At 43.0% G+C, this 22,393-nt stretch carries 26 protein-coding genes and 1 riboswitch; of the genes, 7 read left to right on the top strand and 19 right to left on the bottom strand.

The window, feature by feature from the left end; genetic code table 11:
* Positions 1–79 precede the first annotated feature (79 nt).
* The 7 genes from DESDI_RS06765 to DESDI_RS06740 all read right to left on the bottom strand — a co-directional run bounded on the left by DESDI_RS06765 (position 80) and on the right by DESDI_RS06740 (position 6,714).
* Positions 80–1,735 carry a recombinase family protein gene (locus tag DESDI_RS06765; protein WP_015261898.1) on the bottom strand — a complete coding sequence of 552 codons (1,656 nt, stop codon included), beginning with the start codon at positions 1,733–1,735 and terminating at the stop codon, positions 80–82.
* A gap of 21 nt (positions 1,736–1,756) precedes the next feature.
* On the bottom strand, positions 1,757–2,656 hold the full coding sequence (locus DESDI_RS06760; RefSeq protein ID WP_015261897.1) for a recombinase family protein: 900 nt from the start codon (positions 2,654–2,656) through the stop codon (positions 1,757–1,759).
* Positions 2,625–4,256 (bottom strand): recombinase family protein, encoded by a 1,632-nt coding sequence (locus DESDI_RS06755; protein ID WP_015261896.1) that lies wholly within the window; start codon positions 4,254–4,256, stop codon positions 2,625–2,627. Before DESDI_RS06755 ends, DESDI_RS06760 begins: the two co-directional genes overlap by 32 nt.
* Before the next feature lie 80 nt (positions 4,257–4,336).
* Positions 4,337–4,498, bottom strand: a complete 162-nt coding sequence (locus tag DESDI_RS18045) for an SHOCT domain-containing protein (protein WP_015261895.1) — start codon at positions 4,496–4,498, stop codon at positions 4,337–4,339.
* A gap of 19 nt (positions 4,499–4,517) precedes the next feature.
* On the bottom strand, positions 4,518–5,222 hold the full coding sequence (locus DESDI_RS06750; RefSeq protein ID WP_015261894.1) for a recombinase family protein: 705 nt from the start codon (positions 5,220–5,222) through the stop codon (positions 4,518–4,520).
* Between the two features lie 560 nt (positions 5,223–5,782).
* A complete protein-coding gene (locus tag DESDI_RS06745) occupies positions 5,783–6,199 on the bottom strand; it encodes a sigma factor-like helix-turn-helix DNA-binding protein (protein ID WP_015261893.1) in 417 nt (138 codons plus the stop codon).
* Positions 6,200–6,504: 305 nt separating this feature from the next.
* A complete protein-coding gene (locus DESDI_RS06740) occupies positions 6,505–6,714 on the bottom strand; it encodes a hypothetical protein (protein WP_041219331.1) in 210 nt (69 codons plus the stop codon).
* A 72-nt stretch (positions 6,715–6,786) separates the two neighbouring features.
* Positions 6,787–6,874: riboswitch (cyclic di-GMP riboswitch) on the bottom strand.
* Positions 6,875–7,110: 236 nt separating this feature from the next.
* On the opposite strand from DESDI_RS06740, the gene DESDI_RS06735 reads away from it, so the two are divergent.
* The 4 genes from DESDI_RS06735 (at position 7,111) to DESDI_RS06720 (ending at position 9,130) form a co-directional block, all read left to right on the top strand.
* Positions 7,111–7,527: a helix-turn-helix domain-containing protein gene (locus DESDI_RS06735; RefSeq protein WP_015261891.1), complete on the top strand. Its 417-nt coding sequence runs from the start codon at positions 7,111–7,113 to the stop codon at positions 7,525–7,527.
* A gap of 50 nt (positions 7,528–7,577) precedes the next feature.
* On the top strand, positions 7,578–8,090 hold the full coding sequence (locus tag DESDI_RS06730) for an ImmA/IrrE family metallo-endopeptidase (RefSeq protein ID WP_015261890.1): 513 nt from the start codon (positions 7,578–7,580) through the stop codon (positions 8,088–8,090).
* 27 nt (positions 8,091–8,117) lie between these two features.
* Positions 8,118–8,351: a hypothetical protein gene (locus DESDI_RS06725; protein ID WP_015261889.1), complete on the top strand. Its 234-nt coding sequence runs from the start codon at positions 8,118–8,120 to the stop codon at positions 8,349–8,351.
* 473 nt (positions 8,352–8,824) lie between these two features.
* Positions 8,825–9,130, top strand: coding sequence for a manganese efflux pump (locus tag DESDI_RS06720; RefSeq protein ID WP_282432557.1), 306 nt, complete (start codon positions 8,825–8,827; stop codon positions 9,128–9,130).
* An 859-nt stretch (positions 9,131–9,989) separates the two neighbouring features.
* Here the strand turns inward: DESDI_RS06720 and DESDI_RS06715 are convergent.
* The 7 genes from DESDI_RS06715 to DESDI_RS06690 form a co-directional block, all read right to left on the bottom strand.
* Positions 9,990–10,226 (bottom strand): FeoA family protein, encoded by a 237-nt coding sequence (locus DESDI_RS06715; RefSeq protein ID WP_015261888.1) that lies wholly within the window; start codon positions 10,224–10,226, stop codon positions 9,990–9,992.
* A 171-nt stretch (positions 10,227–10,397) separates the two neighbouring features.
* Positions 10,398–11,849: a ferrous iron transporter B gene (locus DESDI_RS06710; RefSeq protein ID WP_015261886.1), complete on the bottom strand. Its 1,452-nt coding sequence runs from the start codon at positions 11,847–11,849 to the stop codon at positions 10,398–10,400.
* Positions 11,833–12,429 carry a FeoB small GTPase domain-containing protein gene (locus tag DESDI_RS06705; protein WP_015261885.1) on the bottom strand — a complete coding sequence of 199 codons (597 nt, stop codon included), beginning with the start codon at positions 12,427–12,429 and terminating at the stop codon, positions 11,833–11,835. Before DESDI_RS06705 ends, DESDI_RS06710 begins: the two co-directional genes overlap by 17 nt.
* A 345-nt stretch (positions 12,430–12,774) precedes the next feature.
* Positions 12,775–12,927, bottom strand: a complete 153-nt coding sequence (locus DESDI_RS17855) for a hypothetical protein (RefSeq protein WP_015261884.1) — start codon at positions 12,925–12,927, stop codon at positions 12,775–12,777.
* Between the two features lie 144 nt (positions 12,928–13,071).
* The gene (locus DESDI_RS06700; protein WP_015261883.1) at positions 13,072–13,446 is read right to left on the bottom strand and encodes a carboxymuconolactone decarboxylase family protein; all 375 of its coding nucleotides are present in this window, start codon (positions 13,444–13,446) and stop codon (positions 13,072–13,074) included.
* Between the two features lie 226 nt (positions 13,447–13,672).
* Complete coding sequence (locus DESDI_RS06695) at positions 13,673–13,867, bottom strand: SHOCT domain-containing protein (protein WP_242825449.1); 195 nt, start codon at positions 13,865–13,867, stop codon at positions 13,673–13,675.
* A 97-nt stretch (positions 13,868–13,964) separates the two neighbouring features.
* Complete coding sequence (locus DESDI_RS06690) at positions 13,965–14,288, bottom strand: hypothetical protein (protein WP_015261881.1); 324 nt, start codon at positions 14,286–14,288, stop codon at positions 13,965–13,967.
* Positions 14,289–14,529: 241 nt separating this feature from the next.
* On the opposite strand from DESDI_RS06690, the gene DESDI_RS06685 reads away from it, so the two are divergent.
* On the top strand, positions 14,530–14,805 hold the full coding sequence (locus DESDI_RS06685; protein ID WP_015261880.1) for a LysM peptidoglycan-binding domain-containing protein: 276 nt from the start codon (positions 14,530–14,532) through the stop codon (positions 14,803–14,805).
* Between the two features lie 164 nt (positions 14,806–14,969).
* On the opposite strand, the gene DESDI_RS06680 is transcribed toward DESDI_RS06685, so the two are convergent.
* The 4 genes from DESDI_RS06680 to DESDI_RS06665 all read right to left on the bottom strand — a co-directional run bounded on the left by DESDI_RS06680 (position 14,970) and on the right by DESDI_RS06665 (position 18,307).
* Positions 14,970–15,599: a hypothetical protein gene (locus tag DESDI_RS06680; protein ID WP_015261879.1), complete on the bottom strand. Its 630-nt coding sequence runs from the start codon at positions 15,597–15,599 to the stop codon at positions 14,970–14,972.
* 276 nt (positions 15,600–15,875) lie between these two features.
* Complete coding sequence (locus DESDI_RS06675) at positions 15,876–16,310, bottom strand: helix-turn-helix domain-containing protein (RefSeq protein ID WP_015261877.1); 435 nt, start codon at positions 16,308–16,310, stop codon at positions 15,876–15,878.
* 413 nt (positions 16,311–16,723) lie between these two features.
* The gene (locus tag DESDI_RS17275; protein WP_015261876.1) at positions 16,724–17,353 is read right to left on the bottom strand and encodes a hypothetical protein; all 630 of its coding nucleotides are present in this window, start codon (positions 17,351–17,353) and stop codon (positions 16,724–16,726) included.
* Between the two features lie 765 nt (positions 17,354–18,118).
* Complete coding sequence (locus tag DESDI_RS06665) at positions 18,119–18,307, bottom strand: metal-sensitive transcriptional regulator (protein WP_041219326.1); 189 nt, start codon at positions 18,305–18,307, stop codon at positions 18,119–18,121.
* A 312-nt stretch (positions 18,308–18,619) separates the two neighbouring features.
* On the opposite strand from DESDI_RS06665, the gene sigI reads away from it, so the two are divergent.
* Both sigI and DESDI_RS06655 read left to right on the top strand, forming a co-directional pair.
* Complete coding sequence (gene sigI, locus DESDI_RS06660) at positions 18,620–19,342, top strand: RNA polymerase sigma-I factor (RefSeq protein ID WP_015261874.1); 723 nt, start codon at positions 18,620–18,622, stop codon at positions 19,340–19,342.
* Between the two features lie 12 nt (positions 19,343–19,354).
* On the top strand, positions 19,355–20,587 hold the full coding sequence (locus DESDI_RS06655) for an anti-sigma factor domain-containing protein (RefSeq protein ID WP_015261873.1): 1,233 nt from the start codon (positions 19,355–19,357) through the stop codon (positions 20,585–20,587).
* Positions 20,588–20,693: 106 nt separating this feature from the next.
* Here DESDI_RS06655 and DESDI_RS06650 read toward each other — a convergent pair whose 3' ends face one another.
* Positions 20,694–22,382: a methyl-accepting chemotaxis protein gene (locus DESDI_RS06650; protein WP_015261872.1), complete on the bottom strand. Its 1,689-nt coding sequence runs from the start codon at positions 22,380–22,382 to the stop codon at positions 20,694–20,696.
* Between the last annotated feature and the right edge of the window lie 11 nt (positions 22,383–22,393).

Here is a 22,393-nt window from a genome sequence, read left to right as displayed (position 1 = left end):
TCAGCGCATTGAGGATTTTAGTCTTAACAGCTTGTATCTCTATGCAGGAACGGCCTCTCGCAGCCGTTCCTGCCTTCTTTTAATCAAAGTATGAAACCCGCTGGTTCATCACGATTCCGGATTTGAATTGGATCTCTATCAGATCATCCTTGACGGCCTTGATATTCTGCAGGAGCCTCCTGACCAGATCGTTATCAAATTCCCTGACCTCGCAGGTTGTTTTCTTCAGGCAGGCGTCCATATCATCGAGCCTCTGCTGAAAATTCACCGCCATTTTCTGCTCCCGCACCAGCTCCAGCTTTTTCTGCTTCAGGTCGTTGATCTGCTCTGCGATTCTCTTATACCTCTCGTCAAAATCCTCTTTGATAGAGCCTTGCTTGGCGTTTTCCTCTATCAGGGCCAGCATCTCGCCCTGCAGCTTTTCGATCTGCCCATCAAACTCGGTGGTCATGTTTTTAGTAGAGTAGCTGCCGATGACTCGGATTACGTTCTCACGGAAGGCTCCGACAAACTCGCCGCGGTTTTCCACGACGCTGTTTATGGCGGTCATTATCGCTTCATGCAGAATTTCCTCTTTGAAGGTAGGGGAGTGCTTGCAGTTCTTGGTTCCGTTCTTTAGGCGGTTCTCACACCGCCACACAGCGCTTTTCTGACCGTATTTAGACCATACCTGTCTGCGGTAAGGCTGGCCGCATTCCTTGCATACCATAATGTCACTTAAAGCGAATTTGGAGCTGTATTTGCTTTTCTCCTTCTCTTGCTTTGCCCGTCTGGCTGCCGCAGTCTTACTAAGACTTGCCCGCCTCGCTTTTTCCTCCTGCACCTGATAATAAAGCTCCTTGGGGATAATGGCTTCATGGTCATCCTCTATGTAATACTGGGGGACGATGCCTTTGTTCTTCACCCGCTTTTTAGTGAGAAAATCGATGGTATAGGTTTTCTGCTGTAGGACATCCCCCATATATTTTTCGTTGCTCAGCATTTTATCGATTACGCCGGGACACCACTGGCTCTTTCCTGTGACGGTGGTGATGCCTTCCGACTCTAAAATTTTTGTAATCTGTATGATACTACTCCCTTCAAGGTAAAGGCGGAAAATCCGTCTGACCAGATCCGCTTCCTCCGGTACAATGACCAGCTCACCGTTCTTATCCTTGGTGTAGCCTAAAAACTTATTGTGGTTAACCGAGACGATGCCGTTTTCAAACCGTCTGACAAGGCCCCATCGGGTGTTCTCACTCAGGTTCCGGCTTTCCTCCTGCGCCTGGCTGCTCAGGATGGTTATTAACAGTTCGCCGGTCCCCTCCAGCGTATTCACACCCTCTTTTTCGAAGAAGACGGCGACGTTCTTTTCCTTGAGCTTGCGGATGTTCTGCAAGCTGTCTACCGTGTTTCTGGCGAAGCGGCTGACCGACTTGGTGATGACCATGTCAATTTTTCCGGCCATGCAATCCTCGATCATGGCGTTGAAGTCGTCACGCTTTTTGGTGTTTGTAGCGCTCTTCCCGTCATCGGCGTAGATACCTGCAAGCTTCCAGTTGGGATTACTCTTGATTTTTTCGGTATAGTAGGATACCTGGGCTTCATAGCTGGTTTCCTGTTGCTCCAGCGTGGTGCTGACGCGGCAGTATGCCGCAACCCGCAGGGCTTTAAACTGAGGCTTTATATTCCTGTCATACTCCGGCTTGGAGGGTATAATAGATATGCTTTTCTTTTTAGCTGTCGCTGTCTGCATTATTGTTTCTCCTTCCTTGGTTTAGTATTTGGCTTCCATGGTTAATCCGTTTATAAATTCAAACACCAGCCGATGATCAGCGTATACCGTGATTTGCTTTATCACCGTCAGAAACAGTTCCTCATCAAATTCTGTGAGAGGCTGTCTGCCTGAAAACGCCTGCTTCATCTTCTCGGTGTTATATTCGGCGTCATCGATTATTGCCGTTTTGTAAAGGGCCTGTGCCCGCTTAAAAATAAGAGCCGGAAGTTCGTTGGACGAATATCGCCCTTCTGCTTCCAGCTCCTTAATACGCTGATCCAATCTATTAAATTCGGGGTTATTGGGAATTGGTTCTTTCTTTGGCTTCCGGTCGAGGATTTGTATCCTTGCCAGAATCCGATTGGCTGCCTCAATAAAGGCTTTTTCAATCTGTTCATCCGTGAGGAAACCGCACCGGCAGCAAACTCGGTTCTTGTAAATGTACTTCTTGCATTTCCAGAAAGACTTCTCCGACACTTTGCCGCAGTGCTCGATGTATTTTCGGTAAACCTCGCCGCATTCTCCGCATCGGAGCTTTCCGGTGAATGGATACTGGCGGTTCGCACTGTTTGGCTGAATGCTTCGTCCCAGCTGTTCACAGCGTTCTTTACGGCGTTTCTGCACCTGCTCGAACATCTCGACATCAATCATCTGCGGATAGAATTCATCCCCAAGGTATTTGACATTCTCCAGTATCTTGCCGATTGACCCGTGGTTCCAGGAGGCTTTGTTGTTGGCGTTCGGAAAGCTCATTTCGGTCAACTGTTTTGCGAGGGCAGAGGTGGAAGTACCAGACAGATAGTCTGTAAATATTCTTTTTACAATAGCCGCCTTTGGTTCATCCAGCTGTATTTTACCATCTGCCAGCTTATATCCTATGGGCATATGCCTTTGCATCATCCTCTAACGCCTCCTTCCTGCAGGGTTCGGACAGCTCCAGCCGGTTGATTAGCCGGAAGGTGATTTGTCCGTTTTTCTGTACGATAACCTTGTCTATCGCCTGTAAAAATAAATCCTCACGGTATTCTTCAATAACGTGAGGATTGTTTCTGATAAGCTCCAGCAGTTGTTCTGTTCCGGCAATCTCTATGTCGAAGCCGTTGTTATCCAGAAGCTGGCTCCTTTTCTTTTTCACAGTGGCAAGCTCTATGGTCAGGGCATTTTGCCGTTCTATAAATACTGCAGGATCAATATATCCCTTTGATACCAGTCTGCTTAGTATATGACCCTGCTCTGTAAGCTCCATGATTTTGTTACTGCATTCCCCAATTTCCTGCTCCTGCTGTTCATTCATCCTGAGCTTTTTAAGCGTATCCAGCAGAGGAGTGAGGATTTCTGTATAATTGCTTACAAGCTTATTCCACATCACCGTAAAAGCCCATTGGATATCATCCTCTCTGATTGCCTTTTGGCTGCATTTGGCGTTATCCAGAATATGCTGGCGGCAGCACCATTGGGTTTTCTCATAGGGCTTGCCGATGTAGATTTTCTGCCTCCGGAACATACCCCCACATTCACCACAGAGGATTCTGCTGCTGAAGGCATACCGGCTTTGGTATTTATTCGTATCGTCCACCCCCATCTGCTTTCTGCGGTATTCAAAGATTTCTCTGACCGCCTCCGCCTGTTCATGTGAGATAATGGGAGCATGATTATCCTCGACCAGGTACTGAGGAAGCTGGCCCTTGTTTATCTGCCGCTTAAAGGGCAGCACCTCCGTGGTCATGGTTTTCTGATGAAGTAAGTTGCCTGTGTAAATGGGATTAAGCAGTATTTCTTTTATCACACCGTCGTTCCATTTTTCAGCCGAGCGTATGGTGGGGAGTCCTTGCTCCGATAAATCCTTGGCGATTGCATAGGTGCCCTTACCGTTTAAGTATTCTCGGAAAATGCGTCTGACTACTGCGGCTTCTTCCTCCTGAATTATAAGCTCGCCATTTTCATCCTTGGTATAGCCATAAGCAGGAGTGCCGAGGATGAAGGTGCCGTCTTTAAAGCGTTTGATCACCGCCCATTTGCTGTTGGTGGAGATGCTTTCGGATTCACCCTGGGCCAGAGAGCTTAAAATGGTCAGCATCAGCTCGCTTTTCTCTGACAGGCTGTCGATATGCTCCTTTTCAAAATAAACGGCGACGCCAAGTGCCTTTAAGCGGCGGATTGCCTCAATGCTGTCTACTGTGTTTCTGGCGAAGCGGGTCAAGGATTTCGTGATGATCATATCAATCTTGCCGTCCTCACAGTCCTTCAGCATTCTCAAAAAGTCATCTCTTTTTGCAAGCTTTGTTCCGCTTCTTGCTTCATCGGCATAAATTCCGGAAAATTGCCAGTCCTCTTTATTTTCAATCAAGGTGGTATAATACTCAAGCTGTGCGGTAAATGAATTCTGCTGCTCACGGGAGTCGGTGCTTACCCGGCAATAGGCGCAAACCCGCTTTTTCGGCTGCAATTGCCGGACGACCTGCTGCTTGACAGGATCAATTTTTGTTATCTTTTTTGCCATGGTTTTCTCTCCTTTCTCTCGTTTTTGACTCCTGTTAGCAACACACAATACCACACAAGCTTTGAGATATCCAGGTGTTTTTACGCATATACCTTGGAAAGCTCCGGCGTGAAGGTTTGGCGGTTCAATTCATCTATTTTTTTGTACTCGGCAGGGGAGATAAGACCGTTACGGAGCATGATATCCAACAGCTTTACCGCTACCTTATACTTCACTTCGTTGGCTGCCTGATTTTTTGACATATTGCTCGCCCTCCCTTCATCACAAAGAAAGGGAAGGGCTTCGATAATCTAATTGGATTTGACCCTCCAACGGCGAATAAAGCTCCACGCCCAGCTGATCCAGACCTCTTAGGAACTCCAGCAATTTTGCCGTATCCCGCCCCAGGCGGTCAACCTTCTTTACAAGCAATACATCCATTCTGCCATCACCGGCAGCCTTCATGACCTCTGCAAGACCGGGGCGGTCAGAATCTAGACCGCTTCCTATATCCTCAGATTCGCCAACGACTATAAATCCCATCTGCTCGGCGTAATCCGTGAGCTCCCTTTTCTGCCCTTTCAATACACCGTGGGTATCCTCCGGTGCATCGATTCTGCAGTAAATCCATGCTCGCTTCTGGCTTCCATGACTTAGAAATTCAAGAGCTTCATCAATACTCACAATCGGAATACTGAGAGGCTCCTTATCGCCCAGCTGCATCGGTACCAGCTCTTTCGTGATCTCCTGCAGAAGCTTCTGATCCGGGCAGCGGTTAATAAATTCTCCGAAGGTATCCAGCACCAGTCTGTCGAGCATATCCGTCAGAATCATCTTGTCCGCATGTTCCTTTTTCAGGATGATAAAGCTTGCAATGCCGGACGGGGATTTCTCAAAATAGAATTCCTGACATTCTCCGTCAAGACCGTATACATATCCGATAATTAAATCCTTCTTCAGTAATTGTGACAATGCTTCTCTTTCCATTTCGTTTTCCTCCCTGATATGTTGAATTTAATCTCAGAAGGATACGGCAGGACGAAAAAGCCCATCCTGCCGCATAGTTTCTGAGATCAAAAATGATCTGCTTGTTCTTCATTACGAATTTGCCGCTTCTATTCGACACTACTTCCCGAAGCGAAAAAGCCTTTCGGCTTATAGGGCGACAGCATAGATGGTTTGCCGGTTAAGCAAACTCCATAGGAATTTAACCTCTCCCAGGATCTCTGGAAGCCGCCCCCATTGCGATGTCTGTGGCTAGGCGGAAGTAGCATTATAACTGTCCATTTCATTGCGAAACAGTCCACCATAGACTGTTTTATGACCGGGCGTTCCCGCTCGTCACCTTCGATGCCATCGGTTCGACGGATAAAATTTATCCGCAGGCAGTCTTGGCGCGCCCATCAACGTCGCTGCCGCTTTTCACACAGCTGGACAGCTCATGTATTTATGCTGTCGGATATAAAATTTTTAAAGAGCAACAGGGGAATAAAAAAATCCCCTCACTTCTTTAGGGAAAAAAGTGAGGGGGTGCACGGAAAAACTTTTTATTTTTCCATCATTTTTTTTAGTTTCTTAAGAATCCTGCCCTTGCGGTCATGTATTGTCATCGCTGGAATACCGGTTTCCTTTGACAGCTGACGCTCGCTTTTACCCTGAAGATATAGCTCTGCGATGAGCATTCTTTCAGATTCATCTAACATTTCGACGCATTGGCGCAGCTTTACGATCAACATCTCGGTTATGATCTTATCCTCCATGGAATCTTCTGCAGCAGAGATTATGTATTCTACGGAGATACCTCTCTCTCTGCAACCTTCAATCGAGATGTTGTTTACCTCCGCCAGCTTGTCCAGGTACTTTTCCCTGTCACGGCATTGGTAATAGGCTTTATAGACCTCTTTGGTCACAGAGATTCGCTTGCCCCTGACGAGCAAGGAATAATTTTTATCATAGTTATCCATGAGCTTGTCCTCCATTTCGTGAATTTGAAAATCTGGAAATGAAGAACAAGCGGAGGAGAACGGCAGCGAGCTGCCATTATGAAATTGCAAAAAATATAAGCCACTTGTTTAGCTCCTTTCTGGGGAGCCAAAACGAGCAGCTTTTGAATGCAAAAACCGGCCGAGCCTGACGCATAGCAATAGTGCTACTCGTCAGGCCCGGCCGGCATCTTTATAATCACTCCGCTTTTATAAGGGGAGGATAGCGTCAAGCGCTGGAATCGAATATATAATATTTATTTTATTTGGCTGGAGTCTACCCTATATTAAGGAGTCCGAGACTTGTTTATCTTATAAACCTCGCTATTTTCCAGCATGATTGAAACCTGAGATTTGCACAGGTGGCATTTCAAGCTGAGAACATCGCTTTCGGCCTCACTCGTTTCAGCCACCAAGGCTAACGCCTCAGCATTTCCGCTGTAATCAGCAATTCGACGTCCGCAATTCGGACATTTGAGTTTAATCTTTTTGACCATCTCGTACCCTCCTACATTATTTTCTCTATCAACACAAACGCCTGCTCTAAAAAAGGGCAGGCATTCGCACAAATCGGCAGCTAGGCTGTCATGGCGCAACAAACGCTTTAGACCCTCGGCTTTGCGTCCCTGCCTTTTGGCAGGTTTGCCCTTTACTAAATATTTTGCTGTCAGAGTAATTAAAGCCGTCTTGCTTCTTTGCAGACGGTCGCTTTTAGGTAATCCTTTAAGGTTCAATTCGTTGGTACCACTGCAAAAATGCTTCTTGACACCATGTGCAACATAGATTATGATAAATATGCAGGTTATCTTCATATTTGAATTATATGAAATTAAGTTGCACTTGTCAATAGGTGGTAAGAATATTATCTGCTTAAACATAGGAGGGCGGTCAGCATGAAATTCGGAGAAAAAATAAAAAATGCCCGCGTCGCAAAAGGCATGACGCAGGCGGAACTGGCGAAGGCGGTTGGGGTATCCCTCCGCACGATGGTCAGCTATGAAAACGGAGATTGCTATCCTAAGAAGCGCGAGGTATATGGGAAGCTGGCTTCAGCTTTAGGCGTTGATGTGAATTATCTGCTGACCGAAAATGAGGAGTTTATAAACGCTGCCGGAGAAAAATACGGCTACCGTGGAAAGAAATATGCTCAGCAGCTCGTCACTGAAGTCAGCGGCCTTTTTGCCGGCGGCGATATGGACGACGAGGACTTGGACGCCGTTATGAGAGCAATCACCGATGCTTATTGGATAGCCAAGGAGAAAAACAAAAAGTATACTCCTAAAAAGTACCGCAAAGCCGACAAGGCGTAGTCCGTTTTTTGGGACTGCTGCTGTGAAGAATTAGCATAGGGGTGATTTCATTGAACAAGACACATATTTATGAATCCGCTGAAAAATATGTCCGGCGTTTTGGAACGCGTAACCCTTTTGTTATAGCAGACAGGCTGGGCATTGAGGTTCTGTTCCGCAATGACTTTACAAAGCTGAAGGGGCTTTACCGCGTAATTCAGCGGAACCGCTTCATTTTCATAAATAATAAACTACCTGAACAGGTGCAGACTCTGGTATGTGGCCATGAACTTGGACATGACGCACATCATCGTAATCTCGCTGATGACAGCCCGTTCCGTGAATATGTTCTTTATTCCATGAATACACGTCCTGAGTATGAAGCCAATTTGTTTGCGGCTTCACTGCTTTTTCCTGATAATGAGGTTCATGAGTATGCCCGTGAAGGCTATGATGTTGTCCAGATCGCAGCGATGATGAACACAGATATTAATCTCATGCTAATAAAGATGGGAGATATGAACTCCAGAGGCTACTCGTTCAATACAGCATACACCCCACGTTCAGATTTCTTGGGAAGATAACTGGTCTTTCCGAGGAGGAATGCATACATGGCTGATACTAAGGTTTATGTGCCTGTAATGACCGCTTTTGATAAGGACGGTATATTATTACCGCTCGAACTGACTTGGGAGGGCGGCTCTACATATCTCATTGACCGGGTTATTCACATCCGACCTGCGGCGGAAATGAAAGCCGGAGGGCAGGGCGACCGGTATACGATCAGCGTAAATGGACAACAGGGTTATTTGTTTTTCCAGAGAAATGCCTCAATTCGACAATAATATAGGACGCTGTTTTTTAACGGCGATTACGTATAAATTAACATAAAGCCCCTCTTACATTGGCAGCTAGGCTTCTTGTTGCTAGCTGATACAGTAGCAGATGATCCATTCTTGAATTAAAGAGCAAAAACGCTATACTCCAAAATTTAATACTCCAAGTTTAAAGCATTTCCAATCTGGCTCAAAAATCAGAGCAGAAAATGGCCGTTTTCGTCTAGGTGCATAAAAAACCTAAATGCCTTCACGCGGGGCTAAATATCGACAGTCGCAAAGCAGAAAGGTTTATAAACCGGAGAAGCCTGTCGAAAGAAAAGATTTCTTTCGTACAGGATTATTATTTCTACAATAGTCAGTCTTTCATATATTAAAAGCACGGATAAGAAAAACAACCACTAATGAAGGAGAATTTTTGTTGAACTATTACAATTATTGTTTTCGCACTGGCTTTGAACTTTAATGTTTTTATATTGTCCATGTATGTTAGGACAAAAGTTTTGAATACACGCGCCATCCCTTTTATCTCAGTTATGATTGGTTTTTGTCAAAGCCTGATACCCCTAACTGGATATCTAATCGGTAACATTTTAGGCACGGCATTTGGTGAAACGAGTACTAAGATTGGGGCCTTCTTATTAGTGTTTATTGGGCTTCAACTCATTCGTGAGTCTACAGATATTACCCCAAAACAAATCGGACAAAATCTCATTCTTGCTAACTTGGGAGTGGGGTTTGAAGATCTCATGGCTGGAGTAAATATGGAACTTTGGGCAAAAATTTAGTGCTTTATTTTAATCTTTTTCATAATATCAATCATCTCAAATTTTACAGCCTTTAATCTCGGGAAAAGAATTCGTGGAATTAAGCATTTTCGGGCTGAATTAGCCACTGGAGTTATTTTACTGACAATGGGAGTTATCCAGTTGCCTCGAGCTTAGCAATGTTTTATGAACATAAAATCCCCCTATGATCAGTCTTTCTATCATAAGGGAGATCAGTACATTAGAGAATTAACGGAAGATTAGCAAGCGCTACTAACAAAACCGCTTGGGCAAAGAAAACAGTCAAAGGAGGATACTCCTGAAAATTGGGAGATAAAACCCCGCCCAAGTATTCCATGATCGGAATGACACCAGGCAGAGAGAAAATCGTTGTAAAGAGAAGAAGAACAATGGAGAGTGAAATACCATAAATCGTCAACAACAACAAGGGAAATAGCAAGGAGTACGAGCGTTAAAATAATACCGATTCCCATTATGCGTAAGCCATTGTCTATGAGGAGTTTTCTAGCATATCGGAAGCGACTTTGCAGTAAATACCCTAATAGGGTGAGTAAAAATATCGAAAAGAAACTCAGGCCTAAGCGAATAATGCACAATCCAAGAGTTGGAGAACTGGCTATGAGAACCTGATTAGCCCATTCACGATTTAAGGTGAGCTGGTATATCTCTTTCCTTCTGCATTCCTGTGATGAATCGAAAACATGTCCGCCAAGATCTACAACCAGTTCTTTCCAGACTCTTCCAATAGCGAAGACACAGATTGCGCTACCTTTATGCCAAATCGTTAATATTAAGATGTAGTAAAGCTTAAGGTATGAACCACGAGTACCCGTAAGTTAGGTATTCGTGGTTCATATTTTTATACGTTAACTGAAATAACAGACGCAATTTCCCGATCGACCGCGACTTGAGTATATCCTACTTGAAAAACGTATGATGGGAATTTCTGAATAAGCTTAATCCGTGTTCCTGGCAGAATTCCCATCGACATAAGCTTTCGCAAAATACTCCCGTTATCCGTCGCTAGTTCGGCAACAACTCCCTCCTGCCTTCTTGTCATGTCACAGGATGAGATGATTTGAGAGGATTTATTCACCTTTCTCCCTCCGTTTCTTCTTAAGCCAGGCAATAAACTTAGGTTCCTTTGGGATTTCAAAACCGCAGTTAGGACATTTTACTTTCCCACACGATTTATGGAGAGGGCATCCCTGACATCCTATTTGGCTGTCAACTTCTAGAAATTCATAACCACAAAAACTACACGTTGTCATGGCAACACCTTAAGCGTTAGGAGTACCCAGTTTAAAACGAAACCGGCAATGAAAGCAAACGGGAAGATAAAACCAGCAATTGCGAGTGCCGTTTTAACCCCTCTTTCTTTTAACATCATAGAGAACTGGGCGATACACGGTACAAACAAGGTCAAGGTTGCAGCGGCAACGACCAATTGTCGAGGAGATAATACCCCGGCTTGTTGGAGGTCATAGAGTCCGGCTGCCCCATAATCTCGTCTAAAGAAACCAAAAAGGAAAGCCTCTGCTGCCTTGTCTGGTAAGCCGATAAAGTTTACGACCGGCTGCATCCAGCCAATAACGACTCCAAATAATCCAGTCAGATTACCGAACCAAATCAAAATGCTGGCTAGGATAAACAAAGGAACGATTTCTACGAAGTACCATTGCATCCGCGTATAGGTTTTGGTCAGCACATTGGATAATTTGGGAAGTCGCAAAGGGGGAACTTCCATATAAAAACTCGGTTTATCCCCGGGAAGAATTTTGGTCGTGAGATACCCTATGAGTAAAAAGATCAATCCGACAAATCCAAGCCAAACCCCTAAAGCTCCCGGAGCACTCGATAATAAAGCCAAGATGACACCGAGTTGCGCCGAGCAAGGAATAGCCAAAGCTAAAAGTAATGTAGCAATGACTCTTTCACGTTTCGTTTCTAACGTCCGACTTACCATCGTGGCCATCGTATCACAGCCGAACCCCAAAGTCATGGGAATAACCGCTCTTCCATTTAATCCGATCTTCTTAAAGACCCGATCAACCAGCATGGCCAGTCTCGGTAAGTAACCACTATCTTCGATGATCGAAAACATCAAGAAAAAGGTCCCGACGATAGGAAGAATAATGGCTACCGCATAACGAATTCCGAGGGTGATAATTCCGTAATCGTTCGCTAATAAATCTTGCAACCATGTCCAAGGGATATACGTTTGCACGACTCCATTAACCAAAGGATTGATATAAACTCCAAAAACATGCTCTTCGAGAAAGTCTACAACGGTCCCCGCCCCAAATTCTCCAACGAACTTATAGAGTCCATAATAGAGAACCAACAGCAATATAGGTACCCCCGTTAAAGGATTCATGGTTAGTCGGCTTAAGAAATCGGCAACACGATTTTCTTTCCCTTGAACCTTTGTCATCGCTTTTTCGGCGATGGCATCGACCTTCTTTTGCCGCGACAAGGAAATGATGTAATTCAATGGCCGGTTATAGGCTTGTTTTGTCTCCTCGATAATCTGAGAAATCTTAAAGTATTGGTTTTTCTCCTTCTCTTTTACCATTCCTAAGATATCCTCATCCTCTTGTAAGAGGAGCAAGGCAATGGCCCGTTTGGAAAGAACATATTGACTCTGTAAGCTGTTCATTATTTCCCCGATTGCCGCTTCAATCGTTTGATCATAAGTTACTTCAAGCCGCTTGGACATATTCACTCACTCTTTCCTTTAATCCTTCTATTCCCTTATTGAGCGCTGCAACCGTAGACAAAACAGGGATCCCAAGCTCTGCCTCTAACTTCTTGACATCAATTTTTAGTCCCAAACTTTCTGCCTCATCCATGATATTTAAGACCAAGAGAACGGGGACACCCCCCTCGATCATTTGAACGGTGAGCGGTAACATTCTCTGAAGGTTTTTCGCATCGACCACATGAACCACAGCCTTAGGCTTCTCACGAAGGAGCAGATCCCGCGTCACTTTTTCCTCCTCCGTAATGCATAACAAGGAGTACATTCCGGGTGTATCGATAATTTCATATTCCTTCGCCTCTATTTTTCCTTTACCACGCGACACCTCAACCGTGGTTCCGGGATAATTGGAAACAGTCACGTATGCTCCGGTCAGTATATTAAACAAAACACTTTTCCCGACATTCGGACTCCCGACTAAAGCAATCTTTTCTAGCCCCTGCGTCTCTTGGCTGACTTCTCCATGACAATTCCCGGTCCCTAAAAATGCAGACGACAGTTTTTTATACCAAGGTTGTTTTGCACTGCAGCATTCCATCGAATTCACTCCTTCTTTGATAATGATTATCATTTATATTGATTAAATTTTACTGTACTGACGTAACAAAAATGTCACAGGTTCTTAACATTTCTGTGACATTGATAAAAAAATTTAAGAGTACCTTCTCAGATACTCTTAAATTTAAGATCATATGAAATTCTTCATACCTCATCTACACTCTTTCTTCCACTTACCGCTAGGCTGTTCTTTCTCTTTAGTTCTGCGAAAAAGAAAAAGAAAAAGCTTATAGCGATTACCAATCCCCCCATTGTGTTCTGATTAGATCCAACGGTCAAAACCCACAACTTCCCAGAGATAAAGGAAGGGACTACTATCCAGAATTCAAAAATTCGTGTAAAGAGGAGGATATCCTGTAAATACGATGAGGAACAAAAGCCATAACCAAACATTTAGACCATTCGCAGTGTAAATTGAAATAATTCCTAGAAGAATGGAAGCCATTATCATCCGCAAGGTAATGGTAACTTGTGCCATAGACCTTCTCTCCTTATCGTTTGCTTTTTCATTTACACTGTTGTGATTTTGATATGCTTAACAGGCCTCACGGGTATAACATACTCGTTATAAACATTTAAAACGGCTGGAAACTTTGACCACCTGCCGTATATATCCAATCAATTATTCTGGCTTTACTAACATCCCATTATTAAAATGGTTCATGGCTGTAACAAAATCGATTACTGCGAGAATCTCGATGAGTTGTTGCTCTGTAAAACCTACCCCGTGCAGCTGTTTTGCATACATACTAATGCAAAAATCGCATTTATTTAATGTAGAAACAGCAAAGGCAATCGCTAACTTAGTTGGAAGATCAAGCACATCTGACCCCATCACGGTTTCCATCTTGTTTAAGACAAGCTTCAAATATTTAGGATGATGAGCCATCGCTCGGAAGGGTGCGGGGATTTCTCCATGCTTTTCTTTTAATTGAGCGAAAATTTCCTGAACCTCAGGACTTACACTATCTTCAGATAATAATTCAACATTCGGCATTTGCGTATTCCTCCCAAGAAAAAATTTTTGTATAGATTTTTGATTGATTCCCATAAGAATATGTTACCCTAGCTAAGTCACAGGATTTTAACAGGTGTTTAACATTTTTTTGAAAAGAAATGACAAGAAATGACGAGAATCGCTTTAGTGAAATTTGTGTTGAATGGATCCCGCACGATTAAAAAAGCTAGGCGGGTCTCAATACGACTCTCACCTAGCTTTGACTTTATCTGTGTAGATCCTGTTTGCGCCGCTCGTATTCTTCGCTATCGATCTCCCCTCTTGCAAAGCGTTCACGAAGAATACTCAATGCATCATCGCGACCTGCAAACGCTGGTTTACGAAAACCTGTACCGAGTTTACGGAATAAGTAAACAATCAGGGCAACTAGAAGAATCCAGAAAATTAAATTTATACTCATTCCAAGTAATCCAATCCCCCAGAATCCTTCACCCCAAAATGGACTACATCCCCAACCTCCAAACATGACCTTAGCCCCTCTCCATGACGACTTTTTGTTACCAGCACCACCAGCCGGACTGACCCATGCCCCAACCATTATAACCGCTCCAACGGGCATTTCCGGAATTATTCCACCACCCATTATTCCATCGATACCCTGGGTTCATGTAATTGTACCCATTGCCATAGTTAGGGTAATAGGCTGAACCCTGCTGTACCGATGGCTGAGTGTTTGGCACCGTTTGATTTTGATCCGCTTGTTGTGCCACCCAATAATTCTGTGGTGATAGCGGTGCAGCATTAACTTTTGCAGCTGATAAGCCAACTGTCAATACGGCTGCTCCCAAAAATACGGCTATAAACTTTTTCATACTTTTCATTTTTATATCCTCCTGTTCTCATTAAGTTAACTCTATTATAAAATTCACTCGACACATTCACGTTACAGAATTTTAACATTTTTGTAATATTGCTAGCTAGTCATTAAGGTTAAGGATTGGTCATACACTACTGATGCAATATGAAATATTTTCCAAAAATGCGTAGTGTACAAACACAAAAAAAAACATATTCTATATAATGGTAATACGCTAACTGTTGTAAAAAGTGGAGGGAAAGAGAATGTACGGAATGCGGGGTATGCAGGCCATGCAAGGCGTGCACGATATGTACGGTATGCAGGATCGCTGGCAAACGCAACGTCAGGATTATGTTCCAAGCACGTCGAAGATGTCACAACAATATAAAGCGCCAACCCGCACTTATACTGTGAATCGCGGGGATACTATTTATAATATTTCTCGGAAATATGGCACGAGTATGCAGTCGATAATACACGCGAATAGTCTTAGTAATCCCAATAGAATCTATCCCGGGCAAAAACTATGGATTCCTTAATAACTCCTCTCCAGTAATTCCTCTTAAACAATTCTTATTGAATCGGTCTACTCATAAATTAAGTTCGTAATTAATTCCCTGAAAAGTTTGATTTCAATTTAAAGAGTGATTGATTCGATAAAAGCGACAGGGCCTATCTCCCTGTCGCTTCAAATTTATGCATCTTACCAACCCATACTGCCGGACCCATTCCCGGACATTCGATTGCCATTCGAACCATAGTTGGAATTCCAATTAGGATTCGATTTTTGGACGTTTTGAGAGGGTTGGACTCGATTTTGCCATTGTTGTTGCATAGCCGCTCGGTTTTGCGGGTTTGCATATTGCTGCATCATTTGTTGATCCCACTCGATGCAGTTATTCACCATCTGATTATACAAATCGCTTTGACTCATGTTCGCTCCTGAGACGACAGGTTGACGCGGAGTCACCGATTGGGGGGCTGTTTGTGCTGCGGCCGGTTTTTGGGGAGCAACTTGAGCGGATGTGAATTGCTGTGGAGACGGTTGAACTGCGGGCTGTGTTGTCGGCTGCTGAGTGTTATTCGGAGTCGCCTGAGTGGAGTTACTGGAGCTTGCGCTGCTGGAATCAACCAGTGTTGCACCCGTCGGGGCTGCTGAGGTAGGAACGGTTGAATTCATGTTCATGACCATTGGATTGGGGTCATTTTTAATCCAATCCGCGATTCGTTGTGAATAATCCGTGGAAGTCGCCGCACTGGCAATCCCTACGCCTCCCATGACAATTCCTAAAGATAACGCACTGACTAAAAGAGAATTTTTTAAGTTTTTCATGATCAAATATCTTCCTTTCATTAAATATTTTTAGATTAAAGTGTGAAACGTTGAAGGTTCTTTGTATTCAACACACGTGGTGTTAATCGGGACATTAAGATTTTTCGATCCAAATTTCTAAGACCGATGTAAAAAGAATGAGATAAGACCCCACCATTGTTCAAGTTTGTTTTATTAGTCCGAACGCTAAATTGATTTGACTTCGGAAAAATAACAATTCCACTGGCACACATGTGGCACACTCCTCCTTTCTAAGCCTCTCTCGGTTTCATATAATCATTCGACAACCTTTACAGCATTTAGAGGGGTAGCTCTTAAATTGTTTTTAGTACGTTTAACCAAATTATAAAACTCTCCATAAAGTTCTTGTTTCCTTTGCCGCGAAAACTGAGACTCACTCATTTCTTTCAATGTCGTTTGCAGTAAAAGATTCTGCTCAATTTCCTGGCGCACACTTAAAGGAACCTTCCCTAACATCTCAAAAAGTCCGTTTTCATCCAGTCCAAAAAAAGCGGCAATGCGTGAAACTAATTCATCCTGAGGCATTTTCAGACCCCGCTCTAGTTCAGAGAGATACGAGGCATTGATCCCTAAACGGACCCCCAATTTGATTAAGGAAAGACTTCGTTGGGCCCGTAACTGATATAGATATTGACCAAACTGACTTAAGAGTTGCAATTCATTATTCAGGATGGCTTGAGCCTTTTTCATCCTACCATCCTCCTTTCCTTAAATATTTGAGAACCTTGCGATTAAGTTATAGAGAAAGTTATTCTTTTACTTTTTGCTGATAAGGTAGATAAGATTTTCCCATCCAAGAAGTACGCTTAATAAAATTCGCATCGTTTTTCCTCCAATTTGATTTCAACACTTTAGATTTTTATGCAAAGCATTTCTTTGTAAAATCAGAGACCACTCAAGTCCTTACATAACGGATTATAGAGAATATATTTAACAGCAGAATCACGATTGTATAAACTTTTTGTTATATTTGATGCGTGGGAATGAAAATCTTTATTAAAAATTCTTTGCTATAAGACCTTTAGATCCCATAAACCCAAAAATCCATCTAAAATGATAAAAGCGACAGGGCCTATCTCCCTGTCGCTTCAAATTTATGCATCTTACCAACCCATACTGCCGGACCCATTCTCGGACATTCGATTGCCATTCGAACCATAGTTGGAATTCCAATTAGGATTCGATTTTTGGACGTTGTGAGAGGGTTGGACTCGATTTTGCCATTGTTGTTGCATAGCCGCTCGGTTTTGCGGGTTTGCATATTGCTGCATCATTTGTTGATCCCACTCGATGCAGTTATTCACCATCTGATTATACAAATCGCTTTGACTCATGTTCGCTCCTGAGACGACAGGTTGACGCAGAGTCACCGATTGGGGGGCTGTTTGTTCTGCGGCCGGTTTTTGGGGAGCAACTTGAGCGGATGTGAATTGCTGTGGAGACGGTTGAACTGCGGGCTGTGTTGTCGGCTGCTGAGTGTTATTCGGAGTCGCCTGAGTGGAGTTACTGGAGCTTGCGCTGCTGGAATCAACCAGTGTTGCACCCGTCGGGGCTGCTGAGGTAGGAACGGTTGAATTCATGTTCATGACCATTGGATTGGGGTCATTTTTAATCCAATCCGCGATTCGTTGTGAATAATCCGTGGAAGTCGCCGCACTGGCAATCCCTACGCCTCCCATGACAATTCCTAAAGATAACGCACTGACTAAAAGAGAATTTTTTAAGTTTTTCATGATCAAATATCTTCCTTTCTAATATTACTTTTCTGATTTTGCTTTAATACATTTCTTCTCGAGTTTTACTTTCAATTTAGTTTGATGTTTCGAGTATGATGTACTCTGAATTCTACCTTCAGTTCTTGCAAATGAACATTGCTCGAAGCTTTTTTCAGGACCACCTCTCTTTTCACGAAGTCATTCGCAAACCCTTTTGACATTTTAGGGGGTGGCTCTTAGAAAATTTTATTAACTTTTTTTCCAACTTTTCAATCTATTTAGACTCTAAACTCTTAATCTATAAAATTTAATGGCGAAGCTACACTGTATAAATTCCGATACCACTTAATTTAGATTTAGATTTCAATTGAATGATTTATAAACTTTCTTGATCCCCCAAAGACTTGTGCCAAGGATCATAGTAAAAACTAACCCCAGAAAAGCAAAGAATGACACGATTGTTGCAATAATGGAAAGATAAATCATTAGTTACATCCTTTCTTAAACTTTATTGATCGATCTCCGAATTCCACAAATTACCTTCAAAATGCTCAGCCAAGAAGGACATATTCTGTTTTTAAGCCATTCGAAACGAAGAGCACAATCCCGATCTGACCAATTAATCTCTATGCGTGCTTAGTGAGTACCCATTCTGAATCGGGGGTTTTAGCCGGTATCAAATCGCCTGCAAAAAATAGAGCATTTTTATTTAAATCCAATAATTTTTCGATAGCCTCGTAGACTTCGTTTTGTTCTCCTCCTTGTTCTATAGATTTATCGATTTCATTTTGTACATAGTCCTGAGTTTCCAGAACTGAAACATGATGAATCGCGGAACGAACAGCCGTTAGCTGGGGGGAGGATTTCCTCAGGTGTCTTCTCCTCTTCAATCATTCTTTCGATTGCACTAAGCTGTCCGCGAATGATCTTAATTCTTCGTAAGATTTTTTCCTTTTCGTAGTTTTTCTGCATATATCAACGACTCCTTTACATTTCCTCGTTTCGACCTTGATTCTAATGGATGAGTATCACATTATTATCTCATTTGTTTAAACTCTTTGTGATTTTTATGTGAAAATTAGTTCATTTTTTAACAACTACATTTTGTATTTAGAGTTGGGATTTAAAATTCTCAGATCTTCAGCCGAAACCTTATGTAACAAAAAATCCTAAGAAATGTGACAGTTCTGTGACATTGAAAACTTATAATGGACTTTGATTTCTAAAGCTACCCCTCAAAACCTCTTTTAGCTTTACGAATGAATAATAAGCGGAGTGATAAAGATGCAAGGTCTGCCTTTCAAAGAAAACCTCGTCTCAGCTCAACAAGGCGATACTCTCGCTCGGGAAGAACTTATCCAATCCTATAAGCCCTTTATTGCGAAGGTGAGTTCAAAAATTTGCAACCGCTATTTAACGTGGGATAACGATGATGAACTGAGCATTGCCCTGTTGGCTTTTAATGAAGCCATTGACCACTTTAATCCTCAAGGCGGCGCGGAATTTCTTAGTTTTGCCCAAACCGTCATTCATCGAAGACTTGTGGATTACTTTCGTAAAGAAGGGAAGCATCAACATCTTTCTTTATCCCCGATGAATCCCGAGGATGAGGAACTGAGTCGCTATGATATGAATCTCTCCCAAGAGCAGTATCAAGAAGAACAAAAGAAGATGCAATTTGCTGAGGTTATCGAGAATTATGTCCGGGTTCTCAACGAATACGGCGTAACCTTAGATGACCTGGTGAAGGTTTCTCCAAAACATCGGGACAGTAAAGAGACGCTCATTCGTGTGACTCTGACTTTGGTTAACTACCCCCACTTACTTGCCCAACTCAAAAAACAAAAGCTCCTTCCGATGAAAGAGCTTGAACTTTTAACTCGGGTCAAACGCAAGGTCCTAGAGAAAGGCAGAAAATATATCATCGCTCTCGCTTTGATTCTTTCCGAATCCGAATTTTATGCTCTTAAAACCTTTCTCGAAATCACTACAGAACTTACAGAGTAAGGTGGTCGCGATATGAAAAAGAATTTAGGAATGGTTATGAGGATCTCCACAAAAATGATGGTCATCCTAACTGAAAAGGGGGATTTTCTGGAAATTCCAACACCTAACATTCCCCCGAAAATCGGGGATACGATCGAAGTTAATCTAAAACCCAAGCGATCTGGGCTGCCGAATCGTTCTTGGTGGAAATATACGGCATCAGCAGCCGCATTATTGCTTGGGATGAGTCTCACAGCGTTTTATGTTTTTGCCCTTCCAAACATGGCTGTTGCATCGGTTGCACTGGATATGGATCGAGGGGATAAGGATCAGAGCATCGAACTTCTTGTGAATAATGACGGAAAAGTTATCGAAGTGCGCGATATGAGCGGTGGGACTTCTATTCCTGATAACCAAACTCTCGAAGGGAAAGATGCTTACCAAGCGATCGATCTCATCATTGAAAATGCTGCAAAAGAGGGTAATTTAAAGTCGAACGAAAACCTTGTTCTCGCTCGACTCATCCCCTTATCTAAATGGATGAATAGCAATCTCGATAGTGAAGTACTAAAGACGTCGATCCAAAATGAAATGTCACGCCTCAATCTCCAAGGAAACTTAGTGGTTGGTCAATCGGATGAAAAAATCCGTGAAAAAGCCCTCGATCATGGTATGTCGGTAAATAGTCACCTGATTTATGAACGCTGCCAAGAAAGAGGAATTGACCTTCATCCTGATGCAATCCAAAGCGGTAATCTGCAAAAAGCGTTATCTGACGTCAAAACCAATGTAACGGACCTTTTCCCCAATGAAAGCATTGAAATCAAGTTACCACAGCAATCCATGAACAATGAAACCCACAACCAAGACCGCTCCGAACCGTGGAAACCGACGTGGAATTCAAAGGGCGGGAATCCGCAAAATCAATCGATGATGGGACCGAGCAATCCAAACAAACCACCATCTATGAATATGAACAAGCCATCGAGTGCTCCAGATCATTCAGAGAATTCGTCATCAATGAATATGAGCGCACCTCCCACTACGAACATGAACACACCCCCATCCAGGCCTCAAAATTCCCCTCAAAATCCTCCTCAACAGAGCCAGATGCCGCATTCCAACGCTTTGGACGATACCCAAGGAAGAAACTGGAATTCTGATACAGAACATGACCAAAAGTATCAATCTTCCCAGCCTATGAACTCCTGGCAAGATTCCCCTTCAAATCATGATTCGAATCAAGGTAGCTATCGTTCCTGGTAAACACTTAAAGGAGAAGGCGAGCACCATCTCGACCTTCTCCTTTACTTTTAACGTTATTCATTTATATGATAGTCAATTTTTCCTTTTCTCCTGATTTTGGAATAGCTTACACTTTAAATTGGTCAACTCTTTTCTGTAAATCTTGCAAAATGGATACAAAATCGAACATTTGGCTCGATAGAGCCGTCATGGTTGCGGCTTCTTCTTGACTCCCCGCTTGAATCTGTTCGGTTGATTCATTCACACTCCGACTCGCCAAAGCGATTTCCTGTATCGTTTTTTCAATGACCCGAGCTTCAGAAGTAATCCGTTGGATTGCTTGATTTACTTGTTCAACCGTTCTCACTGCTTCATCCGAAGCACTTAAAATGTGTTCAAAGCCTTCCCCAGACTCCCGAACACTCTCCATCCCCTGTTCCACGACCTGAGTCGTAACCTGCATCACGTCCACAACATTTTGCATTCCTTCACGAATGGAGGATCCAATCCCTGCGATTTCTTTGGCAGAGCGCGCAGATTGCTCCGCTAATTTTCTAACCTCTTCTGCCACCACAGCAAATCCTTGTCCGTGTGTACCGGCACGTGCTGCCTCGATGGCCGCATTTAAAGCCAAAAGATTCGTCTGAGCTGCTAATCCTGTAATAATTTCCACAATACTTTGTATTTGTCCTGATTCCATTACGAGTTGTTGAATCTTTTCGGTCATGTGTTGCTCTTGAAGAACAATATTTTTCATCTGGGCTATTGCTTTAGAATTAATAGTGTTCCCCGATAAGGCTCGCTCTCTATTTTGCCTTACCACATCAAGCGTATTTTTCTCCATCTGTTCAATATGAATAATTCCCTCCGCTGTTCGATTAACCGCTTTAAATATACCCTCAATGCCATTTTGTTGAGCATGCAAGTGCCCTGCAACTTCTTCAATCGAAGCCGCTACTTCTTCGGAAGCAGCTTGGGCTCCTTCTATTTGACCCGCTAGGCTATCGACGGTTTGTTTTGCTGTCTGTGCATTGCTTTGTACCTGCCTAATCAACTCACGTAGATTGTCTACCATTATTCCAAAATGATTTGACAACAGTTGCACTTCATCTTTTGCCGTTTCACGTCGATTCAACTTTAATGTCAAATCTCCACGAGCTATTTTCGAACTGATCTCTGTTAAATTCCTCAAAGGGCTGACTATACTTCTCGATAACCACAGCCAGCTTAAAGCAGCAATCAAAATGGAAATAAGGGTGATTGTGAAAGCAAGCATGAGTCCTCGTGATGAAATCTGCCGAATGTTGCCGATGTTCGTAGCCACAGCTTCTGTCTTATGTTCAAGGAGTTTATCGACATCCTTAATTAAGTCATCCGCAGCCATCATTTCTTCCCCATAATGAATCGTTTGGGCACCCTCTAGATCATTTTCCTGAACGTTACGCTGGACCGTTTCACTGAGCCTTAAATATGCTTCAAGTTCCTTTTCAAGAAGGTCAATTTTCTCTCGCTCTTCCGAATCAATCTTTAGAGTTTTAGCTTGCTGTATGTTTGCTTGAATCACCTTGGTTCGCTGTGAAATTTTCTCTAAATACTGGGGATTCTGTGTCACAATAAAGCTTAATTCACTCATCCCTCGACCTTGTATATTGGCTTGTATGTCCTTAAGTAGAACTTGGAAGGGATAGTTATTCTCGGCAAGGTCATTAAATCCTTCGATTGTTTTTTGCTCGGTAATGACGAAGGCACTTCCTAAGGTAATAATCAGAAAGACCATAATTAAATTCGCCAGGCCAAATTTGAAACTAATTTTCAACGTACAACCTC

Origin of the sequence: Desulfitobacterium dichloroeliminans LMG P-21439 (assembly GCF_000243135.2) — a bacterium.
Lineage (GTDB): Bacteria > Bacillota > Desulfitobacteriia > Desulfitobacteriales > Desulfitobacteriaceae > Desulfitobacterium > Desulfitobacterium dichloroeliminans.
The sequence above is the reverse complement of the archived record's forward strand: the minus strand, read 5'-3'. Positions and strand labels throughout refer to the sequence as shown.